General features: G+C 74.0%; 14 protein-coding genes. 8 read left to right on the top strand and 6 right to left on the bottom strand.

Annotation, left to right across the window (positions count from 1 at the left end; genetic code table 11):
• The 4 genes from E4099_RS02500 to dhaL form a co-directional block, all read left to right on the top strand.
• The coding region (locus tag E4099_RS02500) for a type I polyketide synthase (RefSeq protein ID WP_135337232.1) at positions 1–6,798 on the top strand (6,798 nt) is incomplete at its 5' end.
• 40 nt (positions 6,799–6,838) lie between these two features.
• On the top strand, positions 6,839–7,531 hold the full coding sequence (locus E4099_RS02505) for a class I SAM-dependent methyltransferase (RefSeq protein WP_135337233.1): 693 nt from the start codon (positions 6,839–6,841) through the stop codon (positions 7,529–7,531).
• Between the two features lie 599 nt (positions 7,532–8,130).
• The gene (locus E4099_RS02510) at positions 8,131–9,234 is read left to right on the top strand and encodes a dihydroxyacetone kinase subunit DhaK (protein ID WP_135337234.1); all 1,104 of its coding nucleotides are present in this window, start codon (positions 8,131–8,133) and stop codon (positions 9,232–9,234) included.
• The gene (dhaL, locus tag E4099_RS02515) at positions 9,156–9,848 is read left to right on the top strand and encodes a dihydroxyacetone kinase subunit DhaL (RefSeq protein WP_135337235.1); all 693 of its coding nucleotides are present in this window, start codon (positions 9,156–9,158) and stop codon (positions 9,846–9,848) included. Before E4099_RS02510 ends, dhaL begins: the two co-directional genes overlap by 79 nt.
• Here the strand turns inward: dhaL and E4099_RS02520 are convergent.
• Positions 9,800–10,615: an HAD family hydrolase gene (locus E4099_RS02520; RefSeq protein WP_135337236.1), complete on the bottom strand. Its 816-nt coding sequence runs from the start codon at positions 10,613–10,615 to the stop codon at positions 9,800–9,802. The two genes, dhaL and E4099_RS02520, sit on opposite strands and share 49 nt — an antisense overlap.
• A 280-nt stretch (positions 10,616–10,895) precedes the next feature.
• Positions 10,896–11,816: a ScbA/BarX family gamma-butyrolactone biosynthesis protein gene (locus E4099_RS02525; RefSeq protein ID WP_245244527.1), complete on the bottom strand. Its 921-nt coding sequence runs from the start codon at positions 11,814–11,816 to the stop codon at positions 10,896–10,898.
• A gap of 112 nt (positions 11,817–11,928) precedes the next feature.
• Here E4099_RS02525 and E4099_RS02530 point away from each other — a divergent pair, with 112 nt between their 5' ends.
• Together E4099_RS02530 and E4099_RS02535 are read left to right on the top strand one after the other, a co-directional pair.
• A complete protein-coding gene (locus E4099_RS02530; protein ID WP_135337237.1) occupies positions 11,929–12,567 on the top strand; it encodes a ScbR family autoregulator-binding transcription factor in 639 nt (212 codons plus the stop codon).
• A gap of 218 nt (positions 12,568–12,785) precedes the next feature.
• Complete coding sequence (locus tag E4099_RS02535; protein WP_167828276.1) at positions 12,786–14,393, top strand: ABC-F family ATP-binding cassette domain-containing protein; 1,608 nt, start codon at positions 12,786–12,788, stop codon at positions 14,391–14,393.
• A gap of 90 nt (positions 14,394–14,483) precedes the next feature.
• Here E4099_RS02535 and E4099_RS02540 read toward each other — a convergent pair whose 3' ends face one another.
• Positions 14,484–15,365 carry a LysR family transcriptional regulator gene (locus E4099_RS02540; RefSeq protein WP_245244528.1) on the bottom strand — a complete coding sequence of 294 codons (882 nt, stop codon included), beginning with the start codon at positions 15,363–15,365 and terminating at the stop codon, positions 14,484–14,486.
• 98 nt (positions 15,366–15,463) lie between these two features.
• Between E4099_RS02540 and E4099_RS02545 the strand changes: the two genes are divergently transcribed.
• Positions 15,464–15,742, top strand: coding sequence for a YciI family protein (locus tag E4099_RS02545; protein WP_135337239.1), 279 nt, complete (start codon positions 15,464–15,466; stop codon positions 15,740–15,742).
• A 52-nt stretch (positions 15,743–15,794) separates the two neighbouring features.
• Here the strand turns inward: E4099_RS02545 and E4099_RS02550 are convergent, their stop codons facing one another.
• Positions 15,795–17,285, bottom strand: a complete 1,491-nt coding sequence (locus tag E4099_RS02550; protein WP_135337240.1) for an AMP-dependent synthetase/ligase — start codon at positions 17,283–17,285, stop codon at positions 15,795–15,797.
• 425 nt (positions 17,286–17,710) lie between these two features.
• Between E4099_RS02550 and qcrB the strand changes: the two genes are divergently transcribed.
• Positions 17,711–19,357, top strand: a complete 1,647-nt coding sequence (gene qcrB, locus E4099_RS02555; protein ID WP_135337241.1) for a cytochrome bc1 complex cytochrome b subunit — start codon at positions 17,711–17,713, stop codon at positions 19,355–19,357.
• Between the two features lie 2 nt (positions 19,358–19,359).
• Here the strand turns inward: qcrB and ctaF are convergent, their stop codons facing one another.
• Both ctaF and ctaD read right to left on the bottom strand, forming a co-directional pair.
• Entirely contained in the window at positions 19,360–19,752 is a 393-nt protein-coding gene (gene ctaF / locus E4099_RS02560) for an aa3-type cytochrome oxidase subunit IV (protein WP_135337242.1), read from the bottom strand.
• Entirely contained in the window at positions 19,749–21,467 is a 1,719-nt protein-coding gene (ctaD, locus tag E4099_RS02565) for an aa3-type cytochrome oxidase subunit I (protein ID WP_135337243.1), read from the bottom strand. Before ctaD ends, ctaF begins: the two co-directional genes overlap by 4 nt.
• Positions 21,468–21,472 lie beyond the last annotated feature (5 nt).

Genomic DNA, 21,472 nt, shown 5'->3' on the forward strand with positions numbered 1-21,472 from the left:
GAGCGGGTGGATGTGGTGCAGCCGGCGTTGTGGGCGGTGATGGTGTCGTTGGCGCGGGTGTGGCGCTCGGTGGGGGTGGAGCCGGCGGCGGTGGTGGGTCATTCGCAGGGTGAGATCGCGGCGGCGTGTGTGGCGGGTGCCCTGTCGCTGGAGGATGCGGCGCGGGTGGTGGCCTTGCGGTCGCGGGCGTTGTTGGAGATCGCGGGTGAGGGCGGGATGGCCTCGTTGCCGCTTCCGGTGGCGGAGGTGGAGAAGCTGCTGGTCCGCTGGGACGGGCGGCTGTCGGTGGCGGCGTTGAACGGTCCGTCCTCGACGGTGGTGGCCGGTGACGCGCGGGCGATCGAGGAGATCGTCGAGGAGCAGACGGCGGTGGGGGTGCGGGCCCGTCGTATTCCGGTGGACTACGCCTCGCACTCGGAGCATGTGGAGCGGATCCGTGAGCGGTTGATCGGCGACCTGGCGGGGATCGCGCCGCGGGCGTCCGAGGTGCCGTTCCACTCGACGGTGACCGGTGAGGTGTTGGACACCGCGGTGATGGACGCGGAGTACTGGTACACCAACCTCCGCCGGCCCGTCCGCTTCGAGCCCACCATCCGGCAGCTGCTGGCCGATGGGCACGGCGCGTTCGTCGAGTGCACCCCGCACCCGGTGCTCACCGTGGCCGTGGAGGAGACCGCCGAGGACGCCGGCGCACCGGCCGTCGTGGTCGGCTCGCTCCGCCGTGACGAGGGCGGGCTGCGACGGGTACTGACCTCGCTCGCCCAGGCCCATGTCCACGGCCTCCCGGTGGACTGGCAGCTGCTGCTGCCCGGCACCGCCCACCTGGACCTGCCCACCTACGCCTTCCAACGGCAGCGCTACTGGGTGGAGACCACTGCCGCACCCGCCGGCACCCCGGCGGCCGACACCCCGGCCGAGGCAGGGTTCTGGGCGGCGGTGGACCAGGCGGACGCCGACCGGCTCGCCGCCGCCTTGGACGTCGCCGACCCCGAGCAGCGCGCCGCGCTGGACCAGGTGCTGCCCATGCTGACCGCCTGGCGCGGTCTGCACCGCGACCGCGCCGTGACGGACGCCTGGCGCTACCGCGTCGACTGGACGCGGACCCAGGACCCCGACACCTCCGTACTCTCCGGCACCTGGCTGCTGCTCACGCCCACCGGAGCCGACCCGCGGTGGCCGGCCGCGATCGGGGCGGCCCTGACCCGGGCCGGCGCCGAGGCGGCGGAGGTCCTGCTGGAGGACGGCGCCAGGAGCGGGCCGGCGGACCTCGCCGCGCGGCTGCTCGCCGCCGCCGAGGGACGGCCGCCGGTGAGCGGACTGCTGCTGCTGCCCGCCGCGAACGGTGCCGACCCGCTGCCCGGGGCGGGGCTGCCACCCGCCGCCGAACGCGCGCTGGCCCTGGTGCGGGCGCTCGACGAGTCCGGGCTGGACGCGCCGCTGTGGTGCGCCACCGGGGAGGCGATGGCGGTCCGGAACCAGGACGGGGCGGCCGACCCGGAGCAGGCGGCGCTGTGGGGCCTGGGTCAGACCCTCGCGCTGGAACACCCCGAGCGCTGGGGCGGGTTGCTCGACCTGCCGGCCGAGCCGGCCGAGTCGGCGCTCACCCGGCTGACCGGTGTCCTCACCGGCACCACCGGCGAGGACCAGCTCGCGGTGCGCGACACCGGCCTGTACGTCCGCCGCCTGGTACGGGCCCCGCGCCCCGACGCGCCGGCCGAACAGGGCTGGCGTCCGGAGGGCACCGTCCTGGTCACCGACGGCCCCGAAGGACTCGGCATCGAGGCGGTCCGCTGGCTGGCGGGCAACGGCGCCGCCCGGCTGCTGCTGGTACGCACCCCGGGGGCGGCCGACCTTCCGGAGCCGCTGTACGTCGAGGTGGCCGCACAGGGCGCCGAACTCACCGCCGCCCACTGCGACCTCGCCGACCCCGAGGCGCTCGGCGCACTGCTGGCGCGGATCCCCGCGGACCGTCCGCTGACCGCCGTACTGCACACCGCGACCGCGGTGGACGGCACCGGCGAGGGCACCGCACCGGACCCGGCCGACCCCGACCTCGCGGTGCGCCGGACCCTGGCCGGCGCCTGGCAGCTGCACCGGCTCACCGCCGACCGGGAGCTGTCCGCCTTCGTCCTGTTCACCTCCAGCGCCGGCACCCTGGGCGTGCCCGGGCGCGGTCGCCAGGCCGCGGTGGACGCCTACCTGGACGCGCTGGCCCGGCGGCGCCGGGCGGGCGGGGCCGCGGCGGCCTCGCTGGCCCTGGGCCCCTGGACGGCCGACGAACCCGCCGCCCAGGCGGCGGGCGGCGGCTGGACCGCGCTGCCCGTCCACTCGGCGCTCCACACGCTGCGTTCCACACCGACCGGCCCGGCGGCCTCGCTGCTGCTCGCCGACATCGACTGGGCGCGCTTCGCCCCGCTGTTCACCGCCTCCCGGCCCAGCCCGCTGCTGGCCGCGCTGCCCGAGGCCCGGTCGGACGAGGCCGCCGAGCAGCTCGGCTCCCAGGCGGCCCAGCTGCGCGAGCGCTTGGCGGCGCGACCCGCCGCCGAGCGGCCGCGGATGCTGACCGACCTGGTGGAGGCGCACGCCGCCGCGGTCCTGGGCCGGACCGAACCCATCGACCGCGGGCGGGCGTTCAACGAGCTGGGCTTCGTCTCGCTCACCGCCGTGGAGCTCCGCAACCGGCTGAGCGCCGCCACCGGTGTGCGGCTGCCGGCCACCGTGGTGTTCGACCACCCGACCCCCGAGGCCCTGGGCCGCCTGCTGCTGACCCGGATCGAGGGCGGTGCGGAGACCGCCGGCGGCGAGGTGCCGGTCGCCGCGGCCGGCGGGCCGGTCGACCAGGACCCCATCGCCATCGTCTCCATGGCCTGCCGCTATCCGGCCGGCGCCGCCTCACCGGAGGAGCTGTGGCGGCTGCTGGCGGCCGGCGAGGACGCCGTCACCTCCTTCCCGGACAACCGCGGCTGGGACGAGGAGGCGATCTACGACCCCGACCCGGACCGCCCCGGCAAGACCTATGTCACCCGTGGCGCGTTCATCAAGGACGCCGACGAGTTCGACGCCGCCCTGTTCGGGATCAACCCGCGCGAGGCGCTGTCCATGGACCCCCAGCAGCGGCTGCTGCTGGAGACCTCCTGGGAGGTCTTCGAGCGGGCCGGCATCGACCCGCAGAGCCTGCGCGGCAGCAGGACCGGGGTCTTCGCCGGCTGCAGCGGCCACGACTACACCACCCTCGCCCTGAGCGCTCCGCAGGGCATCGAGGGCTATCTGATGACCGGCACCGCGGCCAGCGTGGTCTCCGGCCGGATCGCCTACACCTTCGGCCTGGAAGGGCCCGCCGTCACCGTCGACACCGCCTGCTCCTCCTCGCTGGTCGCGCTGCACCTGGCCGCGCAGTCGCTGCGCACCGGAGAGTGCTCGCTGGCGCTGGCCGGCGGAGTCACCATCCTGACCACGCCGCAGGCGTTCATCGGCTTCAGCCGGCAGCGCGGTCTGGCCCCGGACGGCCGGGTCAAGGCCTTCGCCGCCGGCGCGGACGGCACCGGTTGGGGCGAGGGCGCCGGCATCCTGCTGCTGGAGCGGCTCTCCGACGCCCGCCGCAACGGCCACCCGGTGCTGGCCGTCATCCGCGGCACCGCCACCAACCAGGACGGCGCCAGCAACGGCCTCGCCGCCCCGAACGGCCCCTCCCAGCAGCGGGTGATCCGGCAGGCGCTGGCCAACGCCGGGCTGACGGGCAGTGAGGTGGACGCGGTCGACGCCCATGGCACCGGCACCACCCTGGGCGACCCCATCGAGGCCCAGGCGCTGCTCGCCACCTACGGCCAGGACCGGCCCGCCGACCGCCCGCTGTGGCTGGGCTCGGTCAAGTCCAACATCGGCCACACCGCCGCCGCCGCCGGAGTCGCCGGCGTGATCAAGATGGTGATGGCGATGCGGCACGGGGTGCTCCCCAAGACCTTGCACGTCGACGAGCCCACCCCGCACGTGGACTGGTCCGCGGGCGCGGTGTCGCTGCTCACCGAGTCCATACCGTGGCCGGACAGCCAGCGGCCCCGGCGGGCCGGAGTCTCCTCCTTCGGCGTCAGCGGCACCAACGCGCATGTCGTCCTGGAGCACGTCCCGGAGCCGCCCGCCCCGGACGGCTGCGAGGGCCGGGAGGGCACCGCGGGCGACCGCACGGCGCCGGCGGCGGTGTCCTGGACGGTCTCCGCCCGGAGCGCCCGGGGGCTGCGCGCCCAGGCGGCACGGCTGCGGGACCATGTCGCCGCCCACCCCGCCGTAGACCCGGTGGACCTCGGCTACTCGCTGGCCACCACCCGTGCCGCCCTGGAGCACCGGGCCGCCGTGGTCGGCGGCGACCGGGAGGAGCTGCTCGCCGGGCTGGAGGCGCTGGCCTCCGGAGGCATCGCCGCCTCGGTGCTGCGCGGGGTCGCGGGCGGCGGCAGGACCGCCTTCCTCTTCCCCGGACAGGGCGGCCAGCGGCAGCAGATGGGCCAGGAGCTGTACCGCACCTTCCCGGCCTTCGCCGAAGCCCTGGACGAGGTGAGCGCACAGCTGGACGACCACCTGGAGCGACCGCTGCTGGAGGTGCTCTTCGCCGAGGAGGGCTCGCCGCTGGCCGCACTGGACCAGATGGTGTACGCCCAGACCGGACTGTTCGCCCTCGGCACGGCGCTCGCCCGGCTGCTGCAGTCCTGGGGCGTGGTGCCCGACCGGGTCGGCGGCCACTCCGCCGGCGAGGTGACCGCGGCCCATGTGGCCGGGGTGCTCTCCCTGGAGGACGCCTGCACCCTGGTGGTGACCCGCGCCCGGCTGCTGGAGGCCACCCCCACCGATGTGGCGATGTACGCCGTCCGGGCCACCGAGCAGGAGGTGCTGCCGCTGCTGGTCGGACACGAGCACCTGGCCAACATCGGCGCCATCAACGGACCCAACGCCACCATGCTCAGCGGCGACGACGAGACGGTCACCGCGATCGCCGCCGAACTCGCCGCGCAGGGCCGCAAGACCCGCCGGCTGCGGATTCCGCGCGCCTCCCACTCGCCGCTGATGGACGGCGTGCTGGAGGAGTTCGGCCGGATCCTCAAGGGGCTCACCTACCACGCCCCGCGCATCCCGCTGGTATCCAACCTCGCCGACCCCGACCCGAGCACCCCCGAGCACTGGGTGCGCCATCTGCGCGAGACCGTGCGCTTCCACGACGGCATCCGGCGGATGGAGGCGGAGGGGGTCACCACCTACCTGGAACTGGGCCCCACCGCCGTACTGTCGGGCCTGATCGAGGACTGCCTGGCCGACCAGAGCGGCACCGCCACCGCGCTACCGGTACTCCGCGACGACCGGCCGGAGGTCGAGAGCACGCTCACCGCCCTCGCCCACGCCCACACCCGCGGCACCCCGGTGGACTGGCAGGCGGTGTACGCGCCCTTCGCACCCCGGCGGGTCGCGCTGCCCAGCTACGCCTTCCAGCGGCGGCGCTACTGGCTGGACGGCGTCCACACCCCGGCGCCCACGGCCGAGGCGCAGTGGTCCGGCACCGCGCCGGAGGACGCCGAGGAGCCCGCCACCTGGCGCAGGTGCCTGGTGGGCCGCTCCACCGAGGAACGGGACCGGCTGGTCCGCGAGCTGCTGGTGGCCCACATCAGCGCGGTGCTCGGCCATCCGGACACCGAGGCGGTCGAGAGCAGCCTGGGCCTGCCCGAGCTGGGCTTCGACTCCCTCACCGCGGTCCAGCTGCGCAATGGCCTCCGCGCGGCCACCGGCCTGCCGCTGTCCGCCACGCTGGTCTTCGAACACCCCACGCTCACCGCCCTCACCCACCAGCTGCGCACCGCACTGGACGAGCTGCCGGACGACCTCCCCGAGCCCGCCGCCGCACCTTCCCAGCAGGCCCAGGCACCCCAGCCGCCCGAGGCCGCGGGCGCCGCGGAGGACACCGGTACCGGTACCGGCACCGATCCCGGTCCGGAGGGCGCGCTGAGCACCCTGATGCACCGGGCGGGCGAACTCGGCGAGTTCGGCCCCTTCCAGGAGCTGCTGGAGACCGCCTCCCGGTTCCGGCGCACCTTCACCGCGCCCGAGGGGGCGGGCCGGGCCGTCGGCGGGGTCCGGCTGTCCCACGGGGCCGGCGGGCCGCGCGTCCTGTGCTTCCCCGCCTTCGTCGGGGTCTCCGGAGCCCACCAGTACGCGCGGCTCGCCGCCGGCGTCCGGGGCGAGCAGGAGCTGTGGGCCCTGCCCGCGCCCGGGTTCCGGGCCGGCGAGCGGCTGCCCGCCGACCTGGACGCCCTGGTCCGGCTGCACGCGGCCGACATCGCGCAGATCACCGAGGGCGCCCCCGGCGTGCTGCTGGGCCACTCCTCCGGGGGCTGGATCGCGTACGAGGTGGCGGCGCACCTGGAGGACCAGGGCACCCCCGCGGCCGGCGTGGTCCTGCTGGACAGCCACTGGCCCAGCCACGCGGCACTGCCCGGCATCCACGAGGAGATCGGCCGCATGCTGCTGGACGGCGGGGCCGGGATGCTGCTGGGCGGCGAGTCCTGGGGCGACGAGGCCCTCACCGCGATGGGCGGCTACTCCCGGCTGTTCGCCGACTGGCGTCCCCGCCCGATCGCCACGCCCACCCTGCACCTGCGGGCCGCGGAGCCGCTCCCCGGCTTCCCGGCCGAGGACTGGCACGCCACCTGGGAGACCCCCCACACCCCGGTCGACGTGCCGGGAAACCACTTCACCGTGCTCGGCGAGCACGGCGGTTCCGCCCTGCGGGCGGTCCGCGACTGGCTCGCCGGCCGCGACTGAGCCACCCGAACGCGTACTCACCCCCGATGAAAGAGAACCGATGAACGAGGAACACCGAACCGCCCCGGCCGCTGCCGTGGACCAGAACGTCCTGGACGGGCAGGCCGCCTACCTGCCGCGGCGGCTCGACTGGTACGACACCGTCGTCTACAAGGGCACCTCACCGCTGGCCTGGCGCTGCTCCGGCCGCCGGATCCTGCGGCTGTACGCGGCGAGCGTCGGCGCCCGGCACCTGGAGATCGGGGTCGGCAGCGGCTACCTGCTGGCGAACACCCGGTTCCCGGCCCGCGACCCGGAAATCACCCTGTGCGACCTGAACCCGCACACCCTCGAGCACGTGGCACGGCGGCTGCCGCAGTACCGGGTCGACAAGATCCAGGCCAACGCCCTGGACCCGCTGCCGGTGCCCGACGCCTCCTTCGACTCGGTGGGGCTCAACTACCTGCTGCACTGCATCCCGGGCAACCTGCGGGAGAAGGGCGTGGTGCTCAAGCACGCCGCCGCGGCGGTGCGCCCGGGCGGCGTGGTGTTCGGAAGCACCGTGCTCTCCGAGGGCGTCCCGGTGTCCTGGCTCGGCCGCTCGGCGATGCGCTCCCTCAACAAGAAGGGGGTGTTCCACAACGAGCAGGACCACCTGGACGACCTGCGCGCCCAGTTGGAGCGGAACTTCGCCGACCACCGCCTGGTGGTACGCGGCTGCGTCGGACTGTTCCGCGCCCGGACCGCCGCCTGACCCGGCGGCCGCGGCACCAGTGACCGCCCCCGGGCCGCGGGCTCGGGGGCGGTTTCGGGGACCCGGTCCCGCGGGCGGGGCCGGGTGCGGGCCCTGGCAGCACCCGGGCGTGCCCAGCCCGGCGGGCGGTGTGCCCGGCAGACCTCGATGGGGGCCGCCAAGGCCCCTGAGCCGGTGTGTCGGGTTGGTGCCGGTGGGGGCGCGATGCCTCGGAGCCGGTGTGTCGGGTTGGCGCCGGTTGGGGGTGAGGCCCGGTAGCCGGCGTGTCGGGTTGATGCCGGTGGGGGCGAGGGCCCCGGAGGCGGCGTGTCCGGCAGGTGGCGGAAGGGGCGAGGGTCCCGGATCCGTTGGCGCCGCCCGCCGCGGCGCGCCGGTCCCCCGTCCGGCGGTACGGAACCACCGGGCCGCCCCGATGCGGGCCGGCGCCGCCGGGCCTGCTCGGGGCGACCGCGGCCCCTCGGGCCGAAGATCGGCGGGGACACCGCGGAACCCCCAGGTCAGACCGGTGCGAGTTGCCGATGCCCGGGGGCGCCCGCACCATGGCGTTACGACGGAACGGCCTCACGAGCTCTGCGGTATTCATGGACTCAGGAGCGGCCATGGCCCTGTATTTCGCCAACGCAGCGGACTCACTGGTCCCCGACGCGCTCGCGGGCTTCGCCCGAGCCCATCGCGGTCTCGTCGCCTACGACGCGGAGCACGGATTCATCCGGGCGGTGCGGCCCACGGCGGCCCGCCGGGTGGGGCTGGTCTCCGGCGGCGGTTCCGGCCATGAACCCCTGCACATCGGCTTCGTGGGAGCGGGCATGCTGGACGCGGCCTGCCCCGGGCTGGTCTTCGCCTCCCCGCACAACCGGCAGGTCTTCGAGGCCTCGTGCGCGGTCGCCGGCGAGGACGGCGTCCTGCACATCGTCAAGAACTACACCGGCGACAAGATCAATTTCGGGATCGCGGCCGAACGCCTCGCCCACCGCGGTATCCCCTGCGCCCGGGTGGTGGTCGACGACGACCTGGCCTCGGAGTCGGAATCGGTGGCCGTGGGACGGCGCGGCACCGGTGCCACCGTACTGATCGAGAAGATCCTGGGGGCCGCGGCGGACCGCGGCCGGGGCCTGGAGAGCCTGGCCGCCCTGGGAGCCTCGCTCGCCGAGCGCTGCCGCAGCATCGCGGTGGCCTCCAGGGCCCACACCCTGCCCGCCACCGGACTGCCGGCCTTCGAGCTGACCCCGGGCCTGTTGGAGTTCGGCGTGGGCCTGCACGGCGAGCGGGCCGACCGGTCGGTGCGGCAGGAACCGCTGCGCGCCCTGGTCAGGCGGATGACCGACGCGGTGCTCAAGTCCGCCGGCCTGGGCCGCGGATCCTGGATCATCGCCCTGGTCAACGGGCTGGGATCGACCACCCGGCTGGAGCTGTACGCGGTCCTCCACGAGCTGGCCACCGCCCTGGACCGCCGCGGTGCGGTGCTCGCCCGCAGTCTGGTGGGCGACTTCGCCACCTCTTTGGACATGCGAGGTTTCTCCCTCACCCTCCTCGCGGCCGACACCGAGGTGGTCGAGCTGTTCGACGCGCCCGCGGCCACCCCGGCGTGGTCAGGGCAGGGAGACCGGCGACAGGAGCTGCCGAGATGGAATACGACGGGACGTACACCCGAGCCTGGATTCGGCGCTTCGCGGAGTCTGTCGCCGCCACTGAGCCCGAACTGACCCGGCTGGACCAGCGCGCGGGGGACGGTGACTTCGGGACCAACCTGCGCACCGGCCTCGCGCTCACCCTGCGGGAGCTGCGGGCCCTGCCCGCCGGCCCGCTGCCCGCGTCGGCGCCGCTGGAGGCGACCGCGCGGACCTTCCTGGACGGTGTCGGCGGCACCAGCGGACCGCTGTTCGGCCTGCTGTTCCAGGAACTCGCCGACGCCGTGGCCCAGGCGGGTCCGGCCCTGGACGTCCACTCCCTGGCGGCGGGCACCGCGGCCGGGCTGGCGGCCATCCAGCGGGTCGGCGAGGCCCAACCGGGTGACAAGACCCTGGTCGACGCCCTGGTGCCGGCCGTCGAGGAGCTGCGGCACTGCCCGCCGGGCACGCGGCCGGACCAGGCGCTGGCCGCGGCGGCCCGGGGCAGCTGGCAGGGCGTGCACAGCACCGCCCTGTTGCGCGCCCACCGAGGCAGGGCCAGCTACCTGGGTGAGCGCGCTTCAGGGGTCCCCGACCCGGGAGCGGTCGGGGTGGCCCTCTTCTTCAGCACGGCCAACGCACGAGTGACCTCGCTGCGGGCTCAGCTGGTGGAGCCGGGCCGGCCGGGCAGGGAAGAGGCGGCACTGTGACCGGTCACCGTCCGGATCTCCTCGGGTGACGGACCGCTCGGCGGGGGCACCGGGCGGGAACCCGAGGGAGGCCGACCGACGGGCACCGGCTCATCGGTCCAACGTGCCGCCCAAGCGGTGACCCGGGCGTCGTCCAGGGTGTCCACCCACAGATCGGCCAGGTCGACGGCGTCCTGACCCGGCTGCCGGCCGACGCCCAGGGTGCGCAGACCGGCCCGGTGCGCGGCCTGGAGCCCGCAGTACGAGTCCTCGACCGCCAGGGTGTCGGCGGGGTCGGCCCCCAGCCGCTGGGCGGCGATGGCGTACACATCGGGATGCGGCTTGGGTGCGATGCCCTCCGCCGGTACCACGACATGCTGGAAGCGTCGTCTGAGCCCGATGGACTCCAGGCAGAACTCCACCACGTCCAGCGGGCAGTTGCTCGCCACCGCCAGCGGAACCGACCGGGCGGCGGCCGTGACCAGCTCCCTGGCCCCGGGGGTGGCCGCCGGGTCCTGGGCGACCAGGGACCGGAACCTCTCCAGCAGCTGCCGGGTCATCTCCTCGGTGAGGTCGGGCCGCTCGGCGATGCGCGCCATCAGCACCCCGCACTCCGTGTAGTGCAGGCCCTTGGCGCTCTCCGCGAACGCCGCGTCGGGGGTGACCCGGTGATCCCGCAGGACCAGCTCGCGCGCCTCCACCCAGTGCCGCTCGGTGTCCACCAGGGTGCCGTCGCAGTCGAAGACGATGGCCTTCGGCGCCCAGTCGAGAATACGATGAACTGTCATGTGCCTGCCGTTCCTTTTCGGGTGCGGAAGTCCACGGAGAGCGACGCGAACCGCCGGTTCGTGGCCGTCCGGAGGGCTACTGGATTTCCCTGGCGCGAAGAGGCGCTTGATGGCGTACGGCATCGGCCGGTACGCACCGGACAGGGGAGGTTCGGGCCCGGGCAGCGATTCCCGCTGTCCGCCGGAGAACGTCCCCGGAAACCGAAACATAATGAACGTTACGCGAGTTCGTGGATTTCGTGGAGCAATCTCGTCGCAATACGTACATGTGGGTGACGGTTCACCGGTAACGCAGCACTCCGACCGCCGTCGCGGAATCACCCTGACGAAAACGGAAGACGCTGGTCCGGTCGTGTTGGACGCATTCGACACGGGCCGGCGGCGAGTGCTCCGTAAAACGCAGTGCCTTCATATGACAGGCAGTCGGTCGGGTGAAATGCCCGGCGCTGTGCAGGGCGACGGCCTGCCGGGCCGCCTCCAGCAGGGCCATCCCGGGCACATGGTCGCTGCCGTGGTCGAAGAGGAACGGGTGCCGGGGGTCGGCGGCATCCATCAGCGGGCCGGTCCGCCCCAGGCTGAGCACCACGTCGGCGGGCGACTCCACCCCCGCGGCCGCGGGCCGCGGCCGCCGGCGCGCCCCGCCGGGGGGAGCGGTCCTGGCTCCGGCGCGCAGGACCGCGTAGGCGGCGGCGTCCACGAAGCGCGCCCCGCCCCAGGCCACCGCGAACGCCCGGCCGCCGACCGAGAAGCGGGCCCGCATCCGCAGTCCGGCGGGGGCGGGGCGGCCCCGGGGCGTACGGACGCCGTCGACCGACACCCGGCAGGTGATCTCGCTGGCCGCCTGCCGGGCCCGGGGCTCGGCCGCCGGGTCCAGGGTGAAGGCGACATCGGTGATCAGGAAGCGGGCGGTGGCGGACACCGCGTAGTACCGCAGCGGAATGTAGATGCCGAGTTGGCGCAGCGTCTCCACGACCATCCAGGGGCTGTGCCGATCGTCGCGGCCCCGGCGAAAGGTGGGGTGCGAGCGCGTCCAGGCCGCGGCGGCCAGGAATTCCCCGGGCCCGCACATGTGCACATCGGTCAGCAGTACCTCGGCCACCGACGCACGGTGCACCAACTCCCGTTCGACCGTGCGCGACCAGCTCAACAAGCCGGAGCGGGAATCGCCGGTGTCCGGTGCCGCCTGCCGTGTGTGCATCATGAATTAAAGGCAATAACACCATTGCCGATTCCGCATGCCTGGGCATCGTGAAGTCCCGGCGGCACCAGTAGATTCCCCCCGACAGCCCATACGCCCAGACGAGGGGACATACGTGCAGGAGCGTGCGGAAGCGACGCGTAGAGCTCTTCTGGAAGCGGCGGCTCAACTGTTCTACGAACGGGGGTACGCCGGAACCAGTATCAATGACATCAGCGAACGGTCGGGCCGCACCAGCGGCGCCATCTATTTCCACTACGCCAACAAGGAGCAGTTGGCACTGGCGGTGGTGGAGGCGCACTTCGCCACCTGGCCCGGCCTGGTCGCCCGCCATGAGACGGCCGGCACGCCGGCCCTGGAGCGGTTGGTGCGGCTGAGCTTCGCGGTGGCCAGGGAGTTCCGCGACGACATCGTGGTCCGCGCGGGAGCGCGGCTGTGGGCCGAGCGGAAGGGCATCGCGGTGACCATGCCACCGCCCTTCACGGACTGGATCGAGACCGTCGAGGGCATGCTCGCCCAGGCGCGGGACGAGGGAGACCTCGCCCCGGACCGCGACCCCCGCCGGGACGCGCACAGCCTGGTCGCCGCCTTCTTCGGCCTGCACACCGTCTCCGACGCCCTGGACAGCCGGCTGCTGATCGAGGACCGGCTCGCCAACCTCTGGCAGCTCCTGCTCCCCGGGCTCCAGGCCGGAGCCGAACCGCACGCCCTGCTCGCCAGGGCCCGAGCCCCCCAGCGGGCGCCGCTGGGCTGACGGCCCGCACCGACCCCGGCCGGCCCGCGCGCCAGGCCGACCGGGGCGCCGTACCCGGCGACCGCGCCGGGGCGCACCCAGGGCCCCGGCGGAAAACAAGTGGCCGCCGAGCGCGGGCCGTGGTTACCCTGCCGCCATGTCAACGCCCCGAATTTCCTAGCCAAGGACCCGCTTCCACGCCAGAAGTGTGTCCTTTCGCTGTTTCGGAGCGTCATTCCATGATCACTGTTCGCGGCCTCGAGCTGCGCGCGGGCGCCCGCCTGCTGCTGTCCGACCTTTCCCTCACCGTCTCCGCCGGCGACCGGATCGGCCTGGTCGGCCGCAACGGTGCCGGCAAGACCACCCTGCTGACCGCGCTGGCCGGGCAGACCAGGCCCGCGGCCGGGACCATCACCAGCACCGGGCCCGTCGGCTACCTGCCGCAGGACTCCCGGGCCGCGGACCCCGCCGCCACCGTCACCGACCGAATCCTGTCCGCCCGCGGCCTGGACCGCGCCCTGCACGCGCTGCGCGCCGCCGAGGCCGCGATGGCGCGGGCCGCCGCCGACCCCGCCGCCCTGGACCGGGCCATGAACGCCTACGCCCGGGCGGAGGCCGACTTCCAGGCCGCCGGCGGCTACCCGGCCGAGGCCGAGGCCGCCCGGGTCGCCGCCGGGCTCGGCCTTCCCGACCGGGTACTGGGCCGACCGCTCGGCGAACTCTCCGGCGGCCAGCGGCGGCGGGTGGAGCTGGCCCGCATCCTGTTCGCCGGAGACAGTGGCACCCTGCTGCTGGACGAGCCCACCAACCACCTGGACGCCGACTCCGTCGCCTGGCTGCGCCGCTTCCTCGCCACCCGCCGGGGCGGCCTGGTGGTGATCAGCCATGACGCCGCGCTGCTGGCCGAGGTGGTCAACCGGGTCTGGCACCTCGACCCGCAGCGCGCCGCCCTCGACGTCCACAACACCGGCTGGCACACCTACCTCGCCCAGCGCGCGGCCGACGAGCGGCGCCGCACCCGGGAGCGGGCGAACGCCGAGCGCAAGGCGGCGGCGCTGCACGCGCAGGCGGACCGGATGCGGGCCCGGGTGGCCACCGCCACGGCGGCCCGGAACATGGCCCGGCGCGCCGACCGCATGCTCGCCGACCTGGAGCCGGCCCGACGCACCGAGAAGGCCGCCCGCATCCGGCTGCCGGAACCGGCGCCCTGCGGACGGATGCCGCTCGGCGCGGTCAGCCTGGCCAAGTCCTACGGCGGCCACCAGGTGCTGCGCGGCGTCGACCTGGCCGTGGACCGGGGCAGCCGACTGGTGGTCCTGGGGCTCAACGGGGCCGGCAAGACCACCTTGCTGCGCATCCTCGCCGGCGCCGAGCGGCCGGACGGCGGGCGGGTGGTGCACGGACCCGGGCTGCGCCTGGGGTACTTCGCCCAGGAGCACGACACCCTCCACCGGGAGCGAACCGTCCGGGAGAACCTGGCCGCCGCCGCACCCCAGTTGACCGACGGCGAGGTGCGGCGGGTGCTCGGCGCGTTCCTGTTCTCGGGGGAGGACGCCGACAAGCGGGCCGAGGTCCTCTCCGGCGGCGAGAAGACCCGGCTGGCGCTGGCCGCCCTGGTCCACTCCGGCGCCAATGTGCTGCTGCTGGACGAGCCCACCAACAACCTCGACCCCGCCTCCCGCGACGAGGTGCTGGCCGCGGTCGGCTCGTACCCGGGGGCGATCGTGATGGTCACCCATGACGAGGGCGCCATCGACGCCCTGCGCCCCGAACGCGTCCTGCTGCTGCCGGACGCCGACGAGGACCTGTGGAGCGAGGAGTACCGGGACCTGGTCACCCTCGCCTGACGGCGCGGATGCGGCACGGCGGGGTCCGCCGACCGGCCGGGCCCGCCGAGTGGACGGCGCTCGGCCGACCGGCCTCGCCGTGCCGCGCGGTCACCCACCGAGCAGCCGCGCCCAGGGGCCGTCCGCGAGGGCCGCCAGGGCCAGGGTCTCGTGGAACGGATCGGGCAGTGGGCGCCAGGTCAGCAGCGGGTCGTCCTCGGCGGTGTGCCGCGGACGCAGGGCGACCAGGTCGCGCCGGCCGCGCAGCGCGCGCCGGAACAGCGTGTGCCCGGCGTTCTCGGGCACGGTGAGTTCCGGCGTCCAGCCCCGCTCCGCGAGGTGCCCGAGCAGCGCGGCCGCGTAGCCGGGTGCCCGTGCGGCCGGAAACCACAGCAGCCGCTGACCGGCCAGCTGCGGCCAGTCCAGGGCCGACCGTCCGGCCAGCGGATGGGCGCGGTCCAGCACCACCCCCAGCGGGAACTCGCCGAGGGTGCGCAGCCGCAGGCCCGCCTCCGCCACGGGCAGTCGCAGCACACCGAGGGCCAGCTCCCCGGCGCGCAGCCGGGCCTCCTGCTCGGCCGTGGTCAGCTGCTCGTAGCCGGGCTCCGCCGGCCGTGCGCCGGCGACCAGCTCCTCCACCAGGTCCAGGGTCCGGTCCGGCACGCCGTGGCACAGCCCGATCCGGACCGGCGGAGCCGTACCGCGCGCCGCGGTCAGCGCCGCCTCCAGCTCGGCGAAGGCGCGCTGGGCGCCGGACAGCAGCGCCCGCCCGCTTTCGGTCAACTCCACACCCCGCGGCCCGCGGTGGAACAGCGTGGCGCCGACCCGCCGCTCCAGTCCGGCGATCTGCTGGCTCAGGCTGGGCTGGGCGACCCGCAGCCGGCGGGCGGCCTCGGTGACGGTGCCCGCCTCCGCGACCACCGCGAAGGCGCGCAGCTGCCGCAGCTCCACCCCGGACAGCGCATCCGGCCCACCGAGTCCGTACGCACCCACTGCACACCCACCTCCACCTGCGGCTATAGGGCTCATCCTATGGCAGGGTGAGGAACTGGTCTTGGCGCGACGGAGGGCCCGGGTGCTTGGCTGAGGTCATGTTCCTGATCACACTCACCTACATCGCCCCGCTCGACGTGATCGACGAGCTCAAGGAGGCGCACTACACCAACCCCGACGGCCTCTTCGCCCGCGGCATGGTGCGGCTGGCGGGCCGCCTGGAACCGCGGACCGGCGGCCTGATGGTGGTCGAGGGCGACCGCGCCGAGGTCGAGGCCGCGCTCGCCTCGGACCCGTTCGTGGCCCGCGGTGCGGCGACGGCCGAGATCGTGGAGTTCCACCCGACCTGGCCCGTCCCGCGCCCCACCACCGGCTGACCACCCCGCGGGGGCGCGACCCGGCGCGGGGCGCGCGGAGCCCCGCGCCGGGTCATGTGCCGGGGCGGAGACCGCCCTCGACCGGGACCGCCTGCTGCCGCTGGGCGTGCACCCGGTCGTCCAGCGGGGCGGGCACGGTGGGCCTGCGGTAGCCGGCGATCACCGGCTCCTCGGTGCGGCCGGTGAGGTACAGGTAGCCGTCGGCGTCCAGGTATCCGGTGTCGCCGGTGCCGCACCAGTCGCCGAACGCCTCCGCCTGCGGACCGGTCCCGTACCCGGCGCACATCACCGGGCCGCGCACCAGCACCTCCCCGCTGTCGGAGATCCGCACCTCGACGCCGGGCAGCGGCCTGCCGACCGACCCGACCCGGCCCGCGTCCGGCGTGTTCAGCGAGACCAACCCGCCGGCCTCGCTCAGACCGTACGCCTCCCAGACCGGAACGCCCGCCCCCTGCCAGACCCGTGCCATCCGCTCGCCCAGCGGCGCCCCGCCGGACACCGCCAGGCGTACCCGGCCGCCGAGCCCCGCGCGCAGCTCGCCCAGCGCCAGCCGGTTGAGCACGGCGCGCCGCAGCCGGAGGTTCAGCCCCGGTCTGCCGTGCTGCTGCGCCAGGTTGAACGCGGTCGCCAGCTGTCCCGCGGAGGCGAAGGAACGGGCCCGGCCCCGGGTCTGCGCGGAGATCCGGGCCGCCTCGTAGAGCCGCTCGAAGAGCTCGGGGGCGCCCAGGAGCAGGGTCGGGCGGACCTCCCGCAGAAGCTCCGGGAGCCGCTGGGGGTCGGGGCAGTAGCTGATCTCCACTCCGGCGGCCAGGCAGGCCAGCTGCGCCACGCGGCCGTACGCTCCGGCGAGCGGGAGCGAGAGCACGGTGCGCGCGGTGCCGTCCCGGTCGGCGAGCCGGTCCGGCGGGCCGAGCCGTGCGACCAGGCCCTGGACCTGGGCCAGCAGGCCGCCGTGGGTGAGCCGGCAGCACTTGGGCCGACCCCCGGTGCCCGCGGTGTACTGGAGGGCGGCCAGGCTCCCGGGCGCGGTGTCCGCCCGTCGGCCGGTCAGCTCCGGCTCCCGGACCGCCGCCCCGCGGGCGCCAAGCTCGGCGAAGGTGCCGTCGGTCAGCGGCCAGATGCGGGCCGGCGCGGTCAGTTGGGAGCGCAACGGCGCGGCGCGCTCCAGCAGGCCGGGCGCCTGGGCGAACAGCCCCACCACCGCGCACTCGTCCAGGATCCGTGCCAGCTCGGCCGGGGGCGCGGCGGGCGAGAGCGGTACCGCCACCGCGCCGGCGGCCAGGATCGCGAACTCCGCGACGAACCACTCGTAGCCGGTCGGCGCCAGCACCGCCACGCGGTCCCCGGGACGTACTCCCTCGGCGATCAGCCCCTTGGCGACACGCCGGACGTTCTCCTCGAACTCCCAGGTGGTGATGGGCGTGCCATCCTCCGGCGCGCGGACCAGCACCTGCCGTGGGGCCCGGGCGGAGACACCGGCCAGCAGGTCCAGCAGGGTTCTCTGCGGGGCGTCCAGCCGGGCGCCCGTGTCCGTCGCTGTCATGGTTCCTCCACCGAGAGGCCAGGGCTGGGGAGCGTGTGAGGCTGCCGGGGCGCCGGGGGTCACGCCCGGCGGTGCCGGAGAATATATGACGAAATGTATGCGGTCGGGCGCGCCGCGACGGGCGGGAAACGGGCCGACTCCCCAGGCCGCCGGGGATTTCACCCCCTGGGCCTAAGGTCTTCCGCGGGCCCCGGCGGGCTCGCCGATCCACGGCGCCACCGGACGGCCCGTCAGGCGCACTCGCCGCTCCCCGAGGCCGCCGAGCGCGGTGCGGCCCGACCGAGCCCACCCCGCGGCAGGCCGCCGGGTACCCCATTCGGCGAATCCTCCGCCCGGCGCGGGTGGCGCACCGCGCCCTCGGTTACCCATAAGCCGCGGTGCGGAGCGGCAGCCGTACCCGAGGGATGCGACTGGGAGCGTGGTCCATGCTGTTCGGCAAGCGAAAGGAGGCGCCCCGGGCGCGCGCCGGGCAACGGGCCACCGCGGGCTTCATCGCGCTCGACCGCCGGCTGCCGGCCGCCGAGGGCGGACGGGCGCTGCTCCGCAAGGCGTTCCCGGACCACTGGTCCTTCCTGCTCGGCGAGATGGCGCTGTACAGCTTTATGGTGCTGGTGCTGACCGGCCTGTACCTCACCCTGTTCTTCGACCCCAGCATGGCCACCGGGATCTACGACGGCGCCTACGCTCCCCTGCGCGGCCTGCGGATGTCCCAGGCGTACGCCACCACCCTGCACATCAGCTTCGAGGTCCGCGGCGGGCTGCTGGTCCGTCAGACGCACCACTGGGCGGCGCTGGTCTTCGTCGCCTCGATCCTGGTGCACATGCTCCGGATCTTCTTCACCGGAGCCTTCAGGAGGCCCCGGGAGGGCAACTGGGTCATCGGCGTGACCCTGCTGGCGCTCGCCATGCTGGAGGGCTTCTGCGGCTACTCCCTCCCCGACGACCTGCTCTCCGGCACCGGGATGCGCACCGCCAACACCATCGTGATGTCGATCCCGGTGGTCGGCACGGAACTCGGCTTCTTCCTGTGGGGCGGCTCCTACCCCGGGCACTCCATCCTCCCGCGGCTGTACATCATCCATGTGCTGTTCATCCCCGGGCTGCTGATCGCGCTGATCACCGCCCATCTGGTGCTGGTCTTCTACCTCAAGCACACCCAGTGGCCCGGGCCGGGCAGGACCCAGCGCAACGTGGTGGGCCAGCCGATGTTCCCGCAGTTCGCCGCGAAGTCCACCGGCTGGTTCTGCCTGGTCTTCGGGGCGCTGACGCTGATGGGGGCGATCGCCCAGATCAACCCGGTCTGGAGCTACGGCCCCTACCGCACCGACCAGGTCTCCTCCGACGCCCAGCCCGACTGGTACGTGGGCTTCCTGGAAGGCGGACTGCGGATCATGCCGCCCTGGGAGAACACGGTGGCCGGCCACACCCTGATGTGGAACGTCCTGGTACCCACCGTCCTGCTGCCCGCGGCGCTGTTCCTGGCCCTGTACCTCTACCCCTTCCTCGAGCAGTGGGTGACCGGGGACCCGCGGGAGCACCATCTGTGCGACCGGCCCCGGGACCGGCCGGTCCGCACCGGCCTGGGAGTGGCCGGCATCGTCTTCTACGCGGTGCTGCTGATCGCCGGCGGCAACGACGTGATCGCCTACACCTTCCGAGTGTCGATCGAGACCCTCACCTGGATCCTGCGGGTGGCCGTACTCGCCGGCCCGCCGCTCGCCTTCATGATCACCAAACGGATCTGCCTGGCGATGCAGGCGCACGAGCGCCGGCTGCTGACCCAGGGCGAGGAGACCGGCATGGTCGCGCAGAGCCCCTACGGCCATCTGACCGAGGCCCACCGCCCCCTCGGCGCCCGGCACCGCGCCCGGCTGATCGGCCGAGAGGTGCCGGAGCCGCTGAGCCCGCCCGCCGACGCCGGCCCGCTGACCCGCCGGCAGCGCCTGCGCACCGCGCTGAGCAGCTGGTACTACCGCGACCGGGTGGAGTTTCCGCGGCCCGCGGTCGACCGGCGGCCCGCGCCCCAGGACGCCGCGGAACCGACCGAACGGGCCGCGGACACCCAAGACTGATCTCAGCCCTCGTGCCCCAGGTACTGGAAGGCCAGCGCCAGCACCCCGCACAGCAGGGGGACCAGCCCGATCAGGAACAACCACAGGCCGAAGACCACCCCCAGCGCGGTCAGCGCCGCACCCAGCGCGGTCGCCACCGGATAGGCACTGGACGGCGGGAAGAAGGCCAGCACCCCGCTGCGCTCCACGATGTCCGCCTCCTTGCGGTCCTCCGGGCGAAGACCCCGTTTGCGGTAGTTCACCAGGTAGAAGAAGCTCATCAGCGAGGACATCAGGGCGGCCACCGTCAGGGCCGCGGTACCGGCCGGCTCCGGGCCGGAGAACAGCGCGTACCCGATGTCGCTGATCACGAAGAACAGCGCGACACCCGCGAAGAGCGCGGCCTCCTGCTTCATGGGCGCCGCTCCTTCGGGGCACCGGAACGGGGACCGCCGGCGGTCAGGGACCGCTCCGGGTGCTCGGCCATCTCCGGATGGTGCAGCGCGAAGGCCGGCGAGTCGGAGCGGATCCGCGGGATCGCGGTGAAGTTGTGGCGCGGCGGGGGGCAGGAGGTGGCCCACTCCAGCGAGCGGCCGTACCCCCAGGGGTCGTCCACCTCGACCGGCGGCGCGTACCGGGCGGTGCGCCAGACGTTGTAGAGGAACGGCAGGGTGGACAGCCCCAGCAGGAAGGCCCCGATGGAGGAGACGGTGTTGAGCGTGGTGAAGCCGTCGGAGACCAGGTAGTCGGCGTAGCGGCGCGGCATGCCCTGCTGACCCAGCCAGTGCTGGACCAGGAAGGTGGTCTGGAAGCCGACGAACAGCAGCCAGAAGTGGATCTTCCCCAACCGCTCGTCCAGCATTCGGCCGGTCAGCTTCGGCCACCAGAAGTAGAAGCCGCCGAACATCGCGAAGACCACCGTGCCGAACAGCACGTAGTGCAGGTGCGCCACGATGAAGTAGCTGTCGGTGGTGTGGAAGTCCAGCGGCGGCGAGGCGATCAGCACCCCGCTCAGTCCGCCCAGCAGGAAGGTCACCATGAAGCCCACGGCCCACACCATCGGGGTCTCGAAGGACAGGCTGCCGCGCCACATGGTGCCGATCCAGTTGAAGAACTTCACCCCGGTGGGCACCGCGATCAGAAAGGACATCAGGGAGAAGAACGGCAGCAGGACCGCCCCGGTGGCGAACATGTGATGCGCCCAGACGACCGCGGACAGCATGGTGATGGCGATGGTGGCCCCGACCATCCCGGTGTAGCCGAAGACGGGTTTGCGGCTGAACACCGGGACGATCTCGGTGACCACCCCGAAGAAGGGCAGCGCCACGATGTAGACCTCGGGATGGCCGAAGAACCAGAACAGGTGCTGCCAGAGCAGCGCCCCGCCGTTGGCCGGATCGTAGATGCGCGCCCCGAACTTCCGGTCCGCCTCCAGCGCCAGCAGCGCCGCGGTCAGCACCGGGAAGGCCAGCAGCGCCAGGATCGAGGTGAACAGGATGTTCCAGGTGAAGATGGGCATCCGGAACATCGTCATCCCCGGGGCGCGCAGGCAGACGATGGTGGCCACGAAGTTCACCGAGCTCAGCGTGGTGCTGAGCCCGGAGAGCACCAGCCCCATGACCCACAGATCGCCACCGGCGCCGGGGGAGTACACCGCGCTGGTGAGCGGGGAGTACGCGAACCAGCCGAAGGCGGCGGCTCCGCCGGGCACCACCAGGCCGGAGACCACGATCAGCCCGCCGAACAGGTAGAGCCAGTAGGACAGGGCGTTCAGCCGGGGGAAGGCCACATCCGGGGCGCCGATCTGCAGCGGCATGATCGCGTTGGCGAACCCGGCGAACATCGGCGTCGCGAACAGCAGCATCATGATCGTGCCGTGCAAGGTGAACATCTGGTCGTACTGCGCGTTCGAGAGCAGTTGGAGGCCCGGCCGGGCCAACTCGGCCCGCATCAGCATCGCCATCACCCCGCCGAACAGGAAGACGGCGAAGGCGGTGACCAGATAGAGATTGCCCACGGTCTTGTGGTCGGTGGTGGTCAGCCATTCCCTGATCCGGACACCGGTCCGGTACCGGCGGTCCGGGTCCGGCTCGGCTCCCGGGTCCGGCCGCGCTCGGTCCAACTGCACCATCGGGT

Origin of the sequence: Streptomyces palmae (assembly GCF_004684805.1) — a bacterium.
Lineage (GTDB): Bacteria > Actinomycetota > Actinomycetes > Streptomycetales > Streptomycetaceae > Streptomyces > Streptomyces palmae.